Origin of the sequence: Nocardia otitidiscaviarum NBRC 14405 (assembly GCF_000308635.1) — a bacterium.
Taxonomy (GTDB): domain Bacteria; phylum Actinomycetota; class Actinomycetes; order Mycobacteriales; family Mycobacteriaceae; genus Nocardia; species Nocardia otitidiscaviarum.
Genome location: NZ_BAGD01000118.1, coordinates 32,370 through 45,650 on the forward strand (window position 1 = coordinate 32,370; position 13,281 = coordinate 45,650).

The 13,281-nt window shown below is 64.8% G+C and carries 15 protein-coding genes; 8 read left to right on the top strand and 7 right to left on the bottom strand.

The features are described 5' to 3' along the window. Positions 1–210: 210 nt before the first annotated feature. Positions 211–606: a hypothetical protein gene (locus ON31_RS26785; protein WP_051037786.1), complete on the bottom strand. Its 396-nt coding sequence runs from the start codon at positions 604–606 to the stop codon at positions 211–213. Positions 607–657: 51 nt separating this feature from the next. Here ON31_RS26785 and ON31_RS26790 point away from each other — a divergent pair, with 51 nt between their 5' ends. Further along, positions 658–1,146: a MarR family winged helix-turn-helix transcriptional regulator gene (locus ON31_RS26790; protein WP_039817554.1), complete on the top strand. Its 489-nt coding sequence runs from the start codon at positions 658–660 to the stop codon at positions 1,144–1,146. Positions 1,147–1,281: 135 nt separating this feature from the next. Beyond that, entirely contained in the window at positions 1,282–1,692 is a 411-nt protein-coding gene (locus ON31_RS26795) for a hypothetical protein (RefSeq protein ID WP_039817555.1), read from the top strand. 846 nt (positions 1,693–2,538) lie between these two features. Here ON31_RS26795 and ON31_RS26800 read toward each other — a convergent pair. Continuing rightward, positions 2,539–3,177 (bottom strand): hypothetical protein, encoded by a 639-nt coding sequence (locus ON31_RS26800; RefSeq protein WP_039817557.1) that lies wholly within the window; start codon positions 3,175–3,177, stop codon positions 2,539–2,541. Positions 3,178–3,317: 140 nt separating this feature from the next. Here ON31_RS26800 and ON31_RS36970 point away from each other — a divergent pair, with 140 nt between their 5' ends. Continuing rightward, the gene (locus tag ON31_RS36970; protein WP_157533783.1) at positions 3,318–3,482 is read left to right on the top strand and encodes a hypothetical protein; all 165 of its coding nucleotides are present in this window, start codon (positions 3,318–3,320) and stop codon (positions 3,480–3,482) included. Positions 3,483–4,545: 1,063 nt separating this feature from the next. Here the strand turns inward: ON31_RS36970 and ON31_RS26805 are convergent. Both ON31_RS26805 and ON31_RS26810 read right to left on the bottom strand, forming a co-directional pair. Then, positions 4,546–5,301, bottom strand: coding sequence for a hypothetical protein (locus ON31_RS26805; protein WP_147287005.1), 756 nt, complete (start codon positions 5,299–5,301; stop codon positions 4,546–4,548). Positions 5,302–5,357: 56 nt separating this feature from the next. Continuing rightward, the gene (locus tag ON31_RS26810; RefSeq protein ID WP_039817559.1) at positions 5,358–6,194 is read right to left on the bottom strand and encodes a sigma-70 family RNA polymerase sigma factor; all 837 of its coding nucleotides are present in this window, start codon (positions 6,192–6,194) and stop codon (positions 5,358–5,360) included. 248 nt (positions 6,195–6,442) lie between these two features. Here ON31_RS26810 and ON31_RS26815 point away from each other — a divergent pair, with 248 nt between their 5' ends. From ON31_RS26815 to ON31_RS26835, 5 genes are all read left to right on the top strand, one after another. Next, a complete protein-coding gene (locus tag ON31_RS26815; RefSeq protein ID WP_157533785.1) occupies positions 6,443–7,003 on the top strand; it encodes a hypothetical protein in 561 nt (186 codons plus the stop codon). Then, complete coding sequence (locus ON31_RS26820) at positions 7,000–7,566, top strand: hypothetical protein (RefSeq protein WP_039817562.1); 567 nt, start codon at positions 7,000–7,002, stop codon at positions 7,564–7,566. Before ON31_RS26815 ends, ON31_RS26820 begins: the two co-directional genes overlap by 4 nt. Continuing rightward, complete coding sequence (locus tag ON31_RS26825; protein ID WP_039817563.1) at positions 7,563–8,312, top strand: hypothetical protein; 750 nt, start codon at positions 7,563–7,565, stop codon at positions 8,310–8,312. The genes ON31_RS26820 and ON31_RS26825 overlap by 4 nt, the downstream gene beginning before the upstream one ends. Before the next feature lie 88 nt (positions 8,313–8,400). Beyond that, a complete protein-coding gene (locus tag ON31_RS26830; RefSeq protein WP_039817564.1) occupies positions 8,401–8,601 on the top strand; it encodes a helix-turn-helix transcriptional regulator in 201 nt (66 codons plus the stop codon). Between the two features lie 3 nt (positions 8,602–8,604). Beyond that, the gene (locus ON31_RS26835) at positions 8,605–9,807 is read left to right on the top strand and encodes a tyrosine-type recombinase/integrase (protein ID WP_039817566.1); all 1,203 of its coding nucleotides are present in this window, start codon (positions 8,605–8,607) and stop codon (positions 9,805–9,807) included. Positions 9,808–9,820: 13 nt separating this feature from the next. On the opposite strand, the gene ccsB is transcribed toward ON31_RS26835, so the two are convergent. The 3 genes from ccsB to ON31_RS26850 are packed head-to-tail and all read right to left on the bottom strand — an operon-like array spanning position 9,821 to position 13,280. Next, the gene (gene ccsB, locus ON31_RS26840; RefSeq protein WP_039817567.1) at positions 9,821–10,801 is read right to left on the bottom strand and encodes a c-type cytochrome biogenesis protein CcsB; all 981 of its coding nucleotides are present in this window, start codon (positions 10,799–10,801) and stop codon (positions 9,821–9,823) included. 2 nt (positions 10,802–10,803) lie between these two features. After that, positions 10,804–12,432 (bottom strand): cytochrome c biogenesis protein ResB, encoded by a 1,629-nt coding sequence (gene resB / locus ON31_RS26845; RefSeq protein WP_039817568.1) that lies wholly within the window; start codon positions 12,430–12,432, stop codon positions 10,804–10,806. After that, positions 12,432–13,280, bottom strand: coding sequence for a cytochrome c biogenesis CcdA family protein (locus ON31_RS26850; RefSeq protein WP_081592757.1), 849 nt, complete (start codon positions 13,278–13,280; stop codon positions 12,432–12,434). The genes resB and ON31_RS26850 overlap by 1 nt, the downstream gene beginning before the upstream one ends. Position 13,281 lies beyond the last annotated feature (1 nt).

Consider the following 13,281-nt stretch of genomic DNA (forward strand, 5'->3'; position numbering starts at 1 on the left):
TGTGCGCCCCCGACTACACGACGCTCCTGCGCGTCCTGCTCGAGGAAGTCCGTCCAGGCGCTTGGCCGCCATCCGAGATCGCCACCCGGTTCGAGGACGGTTCCTGGGCCTACCGCCCTACGGCAACCCGGTAGACCACTTCTTCAATGCCCTCTACCAGCGATTCGCGGGCCCGGACACGGCGTGAGGCGAACCTGGATTCCGGCTCGATCAAGCGGGATAGCAGTCGTAGCTCTCCTGCCGCAGCACCCGGCCCGTATCGTCGTAGGTGAGGAACATTGCCACGTCCGCATGCAGGGCGTCGCCTGCCCGAAGGTCACCCAGCTGTTGCGCCAGTACCCCGGACCATCGAAGTTGCAGAGCGACACGGCGGTCCGCGGCAGTCACGCTGCGAATGTCGTAGCGCTGCGATTCGAGCATGCGGGCGCCGACGACAGAAGCCTCGAGCATGGCGTCCAAGGCTCGGGTCCGGCCGGTCGGCGCTACCCGGCTGGGGTGTTCGACTTGGACCGCGTCGTGGTGAAAGAACGGGCGCAGATGTTCACCCGCGACCCCACTCTCCAACGCTTTCAGCAGTTCACGAGCCTTGAGTTCGAAGTCGATCATATTCAACAACCATAGTTGTTCACCTCTAGTTGCTCAACTAAGATTGTTTATATGAGCGACCTGGAACTCGCAGAACTGGATATCCCGACCCTCGCCATGCTGACTGGCGAGGCGGTCCGTGCGCGGGTGACCCAGCAGGTCCACGACATGGGTTTCACCGATATCCGCCCGGCACACGGATACATTTTCCAGCACCTGATCGACCGCAACCCCACCGTCGGTGAGCTCGCCTCCCTGCTGGGCATGACCCAGCAGGGAGCATCGAAGCTCGTGGTCGAACTCGAGAAACTCGGCTATGTCAGCCGCACCAGCGACCCCGCGGACCACCGGGTTCGACGAATAGCTCTCACCGGCCGCGGCACCGCCTGCATCACGGCTGCACGCGAGGCGCGCGCGAAATGGCAATCGGTCCTGGTGCGACAACTGGGGGCATCCGGTACAGCCGCCCTGACCACCGGCTTGGCCGCTTTCGCCGAACAACTCGGGATCGAGGACGCGGTGCGCCACCGGCAGGTGCAGCTGCCGCCACACGAACAGTGAAGCAGTGCGCCGACTGCGAGGCCCAGCATCACGGTGCCATGGTCTTGACCGTCGGTGTCGGCTGGCGCGTGGCCGCCCCAACAGTGGCGATGCGTTCGCGCATGATCACGAGGGAACCGGGATAAGTTCGACGTCGTGACCGAGCTCCGGACCTTCCGTCGCGCATGCTACGAAGCTGCGCGCCGCACCGGTGGCACGGTGAGCGAGTTCCGTCTGACTGAGAGCGTGACCCCGAACTTCCACCAGGCAGTTATCGCCTACCACGACCATCAGGTCGCGGTCGTTGCGTTGCGCGATTCGGCGGTGCTCGCGGTCGCCGAACCCCGAGTGATCGACGATGCGGCGACCGAGTCTGGACCACTGACCTTCATCGGGTCCCCAGACCTGGTCGCTGCCCTGGCCGAGCAATCAGGGTTCGAAATCCTCACATCAGCCGAACTCGCCCAGCCCTTCGACGCAGCAGCTTGGCCCGAACTCGACCGACACGACATCCGGCACTGGAAACCGCAGACCGTCGGCGAGGCGCTGTTCAACTACTGGGACTGAAACGGTGCACCACCAGCACCTGCGTTGGTCAGAATTCGCAGGCAGCCGGGCTAATTGAGCCCCGCGTAGCTGTGCAGCCCGCTCACCACGATGTTGATGATGAAGATCTACGTGGAGATTTGTGGTCGTTAGCCGCAGCCATCTCGGCTATTCACCTGGCCCTTTCGTGTTGGCCAGTTCAAGCCGCGAGCAGTGGTTGGAATCTCTACTGCGTACTTCCTGCGTACGCCGATGTCCGCTCCGCTGTCCTCCGCTACCCAGCCGGGCGGACACCCCGGCCACACGGCGGACAGCCAAGAGCACGGGTGGCCACCGGAGCGGACCCGAGCGGGCCACCTGATGTTGCGCGTCCGGTGGCTCACTCAAGTGGCGAACTGTTGCATAGAAGCCGCTTCGGGTAACATATGACCTAGAAGTTTGACCTGACAGCAAAGCAAGAGGGCCAGGTCTGCTGGCACAGATCTGACCCTCGCGATGTGAGTAGTCGCACTGACTAGTACATCAGCATCTGCACCAAGAGTGCGGCTGCAAGCAGTGCTGACAGCCGAACGCGAAGGACGACAAGGACCTTGGTTCCGGACATCCGGGCCAGGGTCTTTGCCTTGTCGCGATGCTTACGCTTCCTCGACATCGTTGCTTCCACCTTTCTTATCCGGACAGCGGCACCTCTGCTGGTGTCGCTGCCTGGACAAGGAAGGTGGTTCTCCGATCATCCCGTTGCCGGGAGATCGGTTCGCAGACAATAGTACTCGATCGCAACGCTTCGTCTGTACAAGCAGCCGAACCAGCAGGTCAACAGCCGATCATGGGCGACGCACCAAGGGCATCAGAGGCTTTCACTGACAGTCACCCCGCACTGATTTGAAACACGCCACCACAGCTGCCGCAACAGATCGGTCCCACCTCATAGGTGCTACGGGAGACGCGGATCTTGCGCCCGCAATCGCATTCGGCGGACAGGCCGTTGTTGTTCGATGTCCTGCCACCGCGACGCTCGGGTTCACGACGGCGGTAGGCCACAAGCGCGAGGTTAAGCTCTTCCAACTCGCTGTCGTAGCGTCTGGTGGTGGCGTCCGGCACGGTGGTGAGTGACCAGCCGAGTTTCGGGTGTTGCGCAAGGTACAGTCCAAGCTCTTCGCCGAGGGCACGGTATCGCTGGTTGTGCCAACGACCTTGGCGGCTGGTGTCTTTGATCCCGCGCGTGACCGCGATGCCGTGCGCGGCCTCATGGAGAAGGGTTCCGAGAACATCGGTCGCGCCGCGTTGGAGTCCTTCGCCACCGATGAACAGCTCATGGAGTTCATATTCGCCGCGTATCCAGCGGTGTGGCGCAAAGTGTCCGAGAGTGAGCCCGTTACCGCTCATCGATCCGGAGCCAACGGTCAGCACTGCGTCAGGCACGTCGGAGTGCAGGTGGCGGATTTTCACCCACGTGGTTTCGAGGGCGGAGACGAGCAGGCCCGTGATGGTGTCGGAGTCGGTCATGGTGTCCGAAAGCCCTTCCGGGACTTGACACGTACGTGTCAACGGGACCGGGCTCGACGCACGTGCCCAAAGTTGGGCACCTGATGGTGCCTGCCGGGTGTTGACACGTACGTGTCAATGAATGGGGTACCGGCGGGACCGTGGATTCCCTGGGCGCGCGCCGCGTTCCCGCCGGGGCAGGCCCGGTGGCCTGCCCGCTCCGCCTGCCCTTCGTGCCGCAGGAACCGAGGATGTGCGGCAACGCGCCGGGCGTGCGCGGGCGAATTCCGCTGCACCTCACCGTGGCCGGAGTCGCCGGGCCGTAGGCAGAATTCGTTCGCGCCGGGCGCGGGGCCGCACATCCTTGGGGGCGGCGCGATTACACTGCGGCGCGCGCCCAGGGAATCTGCTCCGGACCGAGGCCATCTCCGGGCAGTGGCGTACTCCCCACCGCAGCAGTCACGACCGACCGGGCCACTCCGCGCCGTCGCCGTTCATGCCGGACGTCACCATCTCGCCGACGCTCCGGACGTCACCATGTACGCCACCGCCGCGACCGCACCCACTTCTACGTAACCCACTACCCGACCGCAGCCGACGCATCCATACCAATCTCTCGCACTGATAACCAAACTATTGCTCTTACAACGTTTCTCGCTCCCACCGCCTCTGATCTCTCCTATTTCTGTTTCTCGTCAGGGACACCAAATGCCACCGAAGGGGGTTTTTGGTGTCCCTGACGAGAAACAGACCACCTAGGTCGAACATGCTGGTCAGGGCGGGGGGAGCGGGAAACGGACCGTAAAACTCGTCTACTGACCTTGTCGGGTTTTGGTTGGGTTTTGCAGAGGTAGACACAGGTTTTGTGGAGGCTGCACAGTGGTTCTCCGGGGTTTCTCCGCTCGCTAGACCAGGTTTGTGCGACCGCTGGACAGGGTTTGGACGCCTGTTTTCCGGGGGCTTTACAGTTGATCTTGGCGGTCCGTTTAGCGCCGGTCGTCCCGCAAGATCGGGGCGCGGCGTGACCCGAAGGTTGCGAGATTCGTTCTGTCCTGCTTCCCGATGCGCAGGAGACACGGCACGGCGGGCTGACTCGTCCGGCGCTCGTCGGCAGTCGACCGGGGGTCTCGGCGGCGCAGTAGCGGGGCGTGGGCGCTGGATGGTACGGGTGCCACCCCTACCGATTCCAGGGTCCGCGCGCCCCCTCGACCGAATTTCCCGCGCAGGCCGGTGCTCTCCGTCCGGCCCGGTGACGGAAATTCGGCCGGCGCGTCCCCCGGAATCGGTAGATTCTGCGGCACCCACGGCGGGCCGATGAGCGGGCAGGGCGAGCCTGCCCGCCTCGGGACGCACCCCCGCCCCGCTACTCCTGTCCAGTTTTGCAATCGATCAGTGCATGTGGGCGACGACGACGGTTTTGTCGTCATGCTGCTTTGCGCGCGGCACCGTTCTTCCCTCGGGATCGACCTCGGTTTCCCACCGATGGAGACGTTCGAGAAGTCCTGCTAGTTCGGCGCTGTCCATTCTGGCGATGTCCTGCCATCGGATTTCGAGGGGTTCGAGCAAGTCCGTCACGCCGTCCGTGGCTATCGCGAACCATGCCAAGTCAGCTGCGGGCAATGTCGTGGTCACCGCATGTCGTGCTGCTTCCGGATCGGTGGAAGCTATCCAGTACCCGCCCGGTCGATTCCGTAGACGGCGCTGCCCCTGCTGGAGTTCTGCCAGCAGTTTTCGGTGCTGGTCAGTGAAGCCGCAGCCATGTTGGAGCCTTGATCGGTACTCCGCGGACTGTGGTAGGCCAAGGTGTTCCAACCGGTCGTCGGAGTAGAACTCTTGAGACCCATTGTGGTAGCCGAGAACAACCGTGCTGTCGCCCAGAACGAACAGATCGACCAGTCCCTCGGCACGCTGCCTGACCATCGCGACAGTGGATGACGGCATGTTCCGCGATCCGGATGTGAGATCGAGCGCGGTGACGGTCTCACGCAACGCGCATTCGAAAATGTCTGGCAGGGAGGGGGATTCATTACTCCTGTTCGCGATGGAATGCCCGAGGTGTTCGGCGTATACGCCACCGGAGATCTTGTGCGCAACACCATGGTTCGTTGCGCCGTCCAGAACGATCACGGAGTTGTCCGTGACCATGAACCTATCGTCGTCGGACTTGGCGGGAAGTTGCGCTGATGCGATCCGAGAGAACATCACCATGCATACGGCCCCGCGACTAATCGGCTGTTCTTTATCGCGAGGTTCTCATCGAAGTCGCAGTGGACCACCCCGCTAACCGACTTGTTCTCGTGGCCGCCGAAAACCTTCGCCAGGTTCGTTTCAAGCCAGTGCGCGACACCCAGCGAACCAATGCTCATGATGCCCGCGATGTGCACGACGACGCGGTTACCCAATAGATGGCGGCCGAAGTAGCCGACATCGGACCGGATGGTCGAATCGCGACGGAACGGTGAGTCGAACCTCTCCCCTGTTCGATCGACGGTGATCCACCATCGGTCGTCCATCCGGGCGAAGTCCAAGTAGGGATCGTGAGCCAGGAGCGTGCGAGCGACAGGCGCTGACTTCGGCCCGCAGATTATGACCGCATCACCTGCTGGCACTTCCTGGCAGTCGGGCTCGATCGCAAGTTTCATCGTGGCCAGTGCCAATCGACTCAGCGTCGCCTCAATGGATGACTGCGCTGCGGTGTCCGAAGCGTCGAAGAAGGTCCGCTCACGACCGTCTTCGAAGCCGTACCGGCGCGGGATGCCGACTGCCACCGGTCCGACACCGAAGAATGCCCGTTCCGGGTCCGGGGCTGAACTTCGGATCTGGGTGATTCGCCCCTTGGTGATGCCCAGTTCGCTCGCGATCTCGGTGTAGTTCAACCCCAGGTACCGATGTGCCTCATCGATGGAAGCTCTGCGTAGGCGTGCAAGCTCCGCCGCGCGTTGCTGGTAGAGCGTGATGAGTTCGGTTGCGCGCCGACCACGCCGCAGTGGGTCGGGGTCGCGGCGGACCGCTTCGAACTCATCGTCGCTAGGGTTCACAGGCTCAGTTTAGGGGGTATTGACTCACGCCAGCAGGTGCGCCTACCCTGTGGTTTATACCACTAAATCGACATCGGACAACTTGGCAACGTTGGTTTAGGGGTATAAATCGACGCTCGTTCGAACGAGCCTGCGTCGAAAGGTGAAGGCTCCCCGGCGATTCGCGTCGACGGGGAGCCCGTAACCGAAGCGGTAGCCGCCGCTTCGATCATTTATCCACTTCAGAGACGTTAGGAACCACTGAAGCAATGTCTATCGTAGTAGACCAACCCCAAGGTTCGGCAGCGCTGAGCAGCGACGGTGCCGGTACCCCGAACGTTCGGCTGGCGGCCGTGATGGGTGGGCTGCGGCTCAGTAATCACGGTCTGGCACGGCGGATGCGCGATGCGAGTCGTCTGGACGGCGGCAAGCCGCTGTCGACCACGAACACTCATATCGCGAAATACGTTGCGGGCATCCACCGTCCGACACCGCGCACGTGTCAGGTGATGTTGAACGTGCTCTCGCAGCTGGCGAACAACTCATTCGCTCCGGCCGATATCGGCTACCCAGATGTGGTGCTGGAGTTCGATCCCGAGGCCAAGGATCTGTCCGGGGTCTTCTTCCCGCCCCGGTTCACCTTCGCCGGGGTCTGCATTTGGTGCCATCGGCGCGGCTGCAATGACCGGCGCTGCCGCGATCGGCACCGTGCGGTGGAGTGGGCGGTGTGCTCGCTGTGCGACGGCGCGGCGCTGGAATGCACCTGCACCTTCGGCATGGTCGCGATCACACCCACCTTGGTGACCACAGTCAAGGAGGTCTCCCGATGACCACCCTCGAACGCTCATCGGCCGAATCTCGTACCGGCGGCACCTACACGCCGAATACGCAGCTCACGACGGTCCTGGATAACTTGCGGCTGTCGAACAAGGGTCTCGCGCGCCTCATGTGGAAGGTCAGTCGCGAGGACGGCGGGGAGCCGGTGTCGCCGGACGGCAGCACCATCGCCCGCTACAAGTCCGGGCAGCACCAACCCTCGGTGCGGTCGTGTCAGGTGATGGTGAAGGTGCTCGAACAGCTCACCGGTCATCCCGTCAGCCCCGCCGATATCGGATACTCGGAGCAAGAACTATCGCTGGCCACCTTCGCCTACGACCGTCACGATCTGTCGGGCGTCTTCTTCCCGTCGCGCCTGACCTTCGCCGGGGTGTGCATCTGGTGCCAGCACCGAGGCTGCACCAGCGAGCGCTGCAACCAGCGGCACCTGGCATCGCGCTGGCTGGTCTGCCCGACCTGCGACGGCGCGGGCATCGGCTGCGACTGCACCTTCGGCATGGTGATGGCCACGCCCGCGGCGACCACCGCCCCGCGGCTGAAGGTGGTGTCGCGATGACCGAGCAGACCACGATGCCGGAGATCCGGCTCCAGGGCTATGACAACCTGTGGATGGAATGGATCACCCAGCAGTACGGGGTGCCGCTCTCATTGATCGGCCGCGTCACCGGCATGCGCACCGACCGGCTGTATCGCATGGTCAAACGGTGGCAGCTCAAGGGCCGCATGCATGTCAGCCGCGTCGACTACGGAGCCCCTGGGCCATGGCGCACGTCGTTCTTCGACGCTCCCGACACCGCGCCCCAAGGGCCGCTGTGGGTCTACCCGACCCGCGAAACCGCCTGGGGCATGCTCGAATTCGATCCCGGTGAATGGGAGCCGAAAGCGTACACCGCCGCGCACCTGACGGCGGTCGCCCACCTGCGCTACGCGCTGGGCGGGCTGGAGACCGATCCCGACTACTGGACCAGCGAACGGCTGCTCCGGCGTCGGATCGCACCGGATACCCACCCGCACGATGCCTGGATGCTCGACTTCGAGGACTTCGACAAGGTGTGGGGAATCGAGGTCGAACTCTCGCTCAAGCGGGGCGGGGCACGGCTGGTCCGGTCCATGCGCACGGCGCTGGTCTCGGCCGACCGCAACGACCTGGCGGGCGTGCTGTACTTCGTGCGCGGCGACGCCCTACAGCGTGCGGTGCAGCGGGCCGCGCACACCCTGGCCCGCGAACAGGGGCTCGATCAGCTGCCGAACCTCAAAATCCATGACCTGGACTCGGTTCTGGTCGGCAAGGGGGTGGCCTGATGCACCACCGCCGAATCCGAAGCGAGGTGTTCAATCCTGAACACCGCCCACCCCGCCGGCTAGTACGGCGCCGGACGGGGGTGGCCTGATGGACCATGACCGCTACCTCCAGGCCAAGGACTGCGAGGAGTTGACCGGCATTCCCGCATCCACGTGGCGCTACTGGGCACACATCGGTTCCGGCCCCGCCAGTTTCAAGCTCGGCCGCCGCCGCGTATGGCGTCAGAGCACCATTCTGGCCTGGATCGCCGAACAGGAAGCCGCCACCAGCAGCGACGGGGCGGCCTGACCGATGCCAGCTCGACGGAACCGCCGTGCCGGTGTCGAAGACCTCTGGACGAAAACCGTCCGGGCGGACGACGGCACCGTGCGGCGCGTTCCGTCGAAGCTGCACGGCACCGGAAAACGCTGGCGTGCACGCTATGTCGACGACGGCGGGCACGAACACACGAAGCGGTTCGCGCGGAAGACCGATGCGCAATCCTGGCTCAACACGCAGACCGCCGCCCTGGTCGCTGGAACTCATATTCCGCCGCGCGATGCCCAGAAGACCGTTGGACAGTGGTGTGACGAGTGGCTGGAAGGCTATGCCCAGCACCGGGACAACACCGTGCAGCTCGCCAAATGGCACGTGAAGAAGATCAAAGAGGAATTCGGGGATCTGAAGCTGTCCGCCCTTCGGCCGTCCGCAGTGAAGGCGTGGACCGCGAAGTTGAAGACCAGCGGGCTCGCCGACAGCTATGTCTACTCGCTGCATTCTCGGCTGTCCCAAATTCTCGGTGACGCCGTGCACGACAATCTGTTGGCACGTAATCCATGCTCGCGGCGGACCTCACCGAGTGCGGGCCAGCAGAAGATCTATGTCGCGACCGTCGAACAGATCTGGGCATTGCACGATGCCATGCCCGAACATCTGCGGGTTGCGATTCTGCTCGGCGCGTTCGTCGGGCTCCGCATTTCGGAGGCCGCCGCGCTGCGGGTGGAAGATGTCGATCTCGAACACGGCATGGTGTATCCGCAGCGGCAATGGCCCGATCGTCCGCTGAAGACGAGGGCCAGCGATACGCCCGTGCCTATCCCCCAGGAACTCGCGGACATGCTGAAGGCGTCGGTCAACGGGCGGACAGGCATGCACGTAGTGTCCGACGAGTTGGCCAAGCCCGTGTCCCCCTGGGTCATCGGCTGGCACCTGCGGACAGTCAGGGCGGACATCCCCGGACTGCCCGAGGGATTCAGCTTCCAGGATCTACGCCACTTCTACGCCTCGCTGCTGATCCGACAGGGGGCGGACATCAAGACTGTCCAGGCCCGTGTCCGCCATGGCAGCGCGGTGACCACCCTGCGGTATTACGCCCATCTGTGGCCGGACGCGGACGCGACCACGCGGACAGCCGTGGCCACCGTTCTGCGGGAGCGTCCCCGCCCATCTGCGTACCTACTGCGTACCGAATCCGAGAATTCAGGTACGGATGTACCGAACCCTCCGGAGAACTAGCAGGTAGATGGGGTTAGTTCAAGCCCGCGTAGGAGTGCAGGCCGCTCACCACGATGTTGATGATGAACAAGTTGAACAGCATGGCGGTGAAGCCGGCGATGTTGATCCAGGCGGCCTTGGTGTCACGCCAGCCGGAGGTGGCGCGGGCGTGGAGGTAGGCGGCGTAGACGACCCAGGTGATGAAGGAGACGGTTTCCTTGGGGTCCCAGCCCCAGAAGCGGCCCCAGGCGGCTTCGGCCCAGATGGCGCCGAGGATGACGCCGGTGCCGAAGAGGGGGAAGGCGACGATGGTGGTTTTGTAGGCGAGGCGGTCGAGGGTGCGGGCGTCGGGGAGGCGGCGGGCCAGGGTGCCGAGGAGGTTGTCGGATTCCTGGCCGTCGGGCTGGCGCATGCGGAAGAGGAACAGCAGGCTGGCGACGCCGGAGAGCAGGAAGATGCCGGAGCCGATGCTCACGATGGTGACGTGGATGGGCAGCCAGAACGACTTCAGCGCCGGGACCACGGGAGCCGCCTCGGCGTAGAGGACGTTGCCCGCCAGGTACATGAGGATCAGGACGGGGACGATCAGGAACACCCACATGGCGCGGAAACGCCGGTCGGACATGAAGACCAGGCCCGTCACCATGGCGGCGGCGCAGGCCATGGTGATGAACTCGTACATATTGCCGAGCGGGAAGCGATGCACCGCGAAACCGCGCAGCACGATCGAGGCCAGGTGCAGGCCGATCGCCACGAACAGCACCGCGAAGGCCATATTGCCGAACCGTTCGGCCAGCGTGGGAGCGGGCTTCTCGGCGAGCTTGCCGGGCACGTTCGCCGCGGGCACGTCACCGGCACCGGAACCACCGACCGTGACCAGTTCCCGTTCGGCGGTCAGCTTCTTGCGGGCCGAGGCGTACTGCACGATCAGCATCGCCAGCACCAGCAGGTAGACCACGAACGCCGATTTGAAGGCGAGATTGCTGTATCCGGCGAGGGTTTCGTCGATCGGCATAGTCATTCTCCCGTGCTGTGGTCCAGCAGCCGTGTGCGTAGGCGGTCGAATTCGCCGCCCCAACCCGCCTGGTCGGTGCGGGCCAGTCCGCCCATTTCTACTACGGTACGTCGTTTGTCATCGGCGGTCGCGTCGGGGTACACCCGCAGCCAGATCCGGCGGCGCTTCACCAGCAGCGACACCAGCAGACCCGCCATCATGACGATGGAGCTGCCCAGCACCCACCCCTGCGCCGGATCGTGCGAGACCTGCAGGTTCACGAACTCTTCCGCACCGTCGAAGGTCACCGTGGTGCCGTCGGCGAGCGTCGCCGACTCGCCCGGCGACAGATTGACCCGCTGCTCCTTGTTCAGTCGCCCCTGCTTGATCATCTCCGGATCCAGGGTGAACAGTGACTGGGCGCGACCGGTGTCCAGACCGGTCTCGCCGCGATAGATGTCCACCGCCACCATCGGATTGGTCATGGCCGGATAGCTCGAGGTGAGCAGCGTGCCGTGCAGCAGGCCGGTGGGCGCGAACAGACCCTGGATGGCGATCTGGTTCTTGCGTCGCTCCGCCTCGTCGGGATACATGCCGCCGGGCGGGTCGATACGCAGCACACCGCTGGACAGGAAGGTCGTCGCGTCGTCCGGCCGCCACTGGATGGCCTCGGTGCGGGTCTGGCCGTCCGGGAAGGTGACCGTGAACTTCGGCGCGAACCCGTGGCCCTGCAGATAGATCCGGTCACCGTCCACCCGCAGCGGATGGTTCACCTTCAGCGTGGTGTCACGCCAGGTGTTCGAACTCAGATCCGCGCCCGCCTGATACGAGATATCGGAGGTGAACATCTCCGCCTGCCCGTTGGGCAGATAGTCGGCCTTGAAGTTCTGCACCCGCACGCACAGCGGCGTCAGGCCGGTACCGTCGTTGACATTGCCCGCCCGGAAGGAGTCGAACACCGCCGGAGAGGTGGTGCAGAACCCGGGACCGTTGTTGGCGATGACGATGACATTGCCCTCGTAGCCGAACAGCTTGCCGATGGCGATGGCCGCCAGCAGCGCCACCAGCGCGAGATGGAAGACGAGATTGCCGAACTCGCGGGTGTAGCCCTTCTCCGCCGAGACCGTGATCTCGCCCTCGCGGGTGCCGGGGCGGATCACCGTGCGCCAGCCGCGCAGTTCCCGGCGGGCGCGCTCGACGACCTCCTCCGGTGTGGCGGTCTCGCCGCCCTCGTGGTGGTACGGCAGCCGGGACAGATTGCGCGGCGCCTTGACCGGCTCGGTGCGCAGCGCCCGATAGTGATCCCAGCAGCGCGGCAGGATGCAGCCCACCAGCGAGATGAACAGGAGCACGTAGACGGCCGTGAACCAGAAGCTGCCGAAGACGTCGAACAGTTCCAGCCGATCCATCCACGGCCCCAGGGTCGGGCGGTCCGCGATGTACTGGTCCACCTTCTGCGCGTTCAGGCTGCGCTGCGGCAGCAGCGCACCCGGAATCGCGGCCAGCGCCAGCAGGAACAGCAGCATGAGCGCGGTGCGCATACTGGTGAGCCCGCGCCAGGTATTGCGCAGGGCGGCCAGCACGCGACCCGGCAGCGACTGTCGCGGCGGGCCGGAAGGAGCGGGGGCGGTGGGGGTTTCGGTCGCTGTCATCAGATCGGGAGGGTCACATTCGAGACGAAGGCGTCGCGGACCCAGGAGACGAACTGATCCCAGGCCCCGGTCACCAGGGCGATGCCGACGGCCACCAGCAGCAGCCCGCCGATCACCTGAATGGTGCGGGAATTGCGGCGCAGCCAGCCGACACCGCGCAGCGCGGTCGCCGAGCCGAACGCCAGAATCACGAAGGGCAGGCCCAGCCCCAGGCAGTAGGCCACGATGAGGGCGACCCCGCGCGCCGCGGTGGTGCCGTCGGTGCCCGCGGAGACGGCCATGACACCGGAGAGGGTCGGCCCCAGGCACGGCGTCCACCCCAGGGCGAACACCGCGCCGAGCAGGGGTGCGCCGACGATGCCGCTGAGGCGGCGCGGCTCCATGCGGGTGTCCTTCTGCAGGGCCGGGATGAGACCGATGAAGGCCAGGCCCATGACGATGGTGACCACGCCGCCGACCCGTTGCAGCAGTTCACGATTGACGTTCAGCACCTGGATGGCACCGAACACGGTGGCCGTGGCCAGCACGAATACCACCGTGAAACCGGCGACGAACAGCCCGGCCGCGCCCGCGACCCGCAGGCGCGCACGGCTTTTCGCGGTCTTCTCGGCCAGCGCCGTCGAACCGCCCCGCGCCGCTTCCCGTTTCGCCGACTCGACGGACACCGGCGGCGCTTCCGCACCGACCAGACCCGCGAGATACGACAGGTAGCCGGGCACCAGCGGCACCACGCACGGCGAGGCGAACGACACCAGACCCGCGAGCACACACGCCCCCAGCGCCAGCAGCAGCGGCCCGGAAGACGCTGTCTGCTGGAAGGATTCGCCGACCCCGGCCAGTACCGTCACG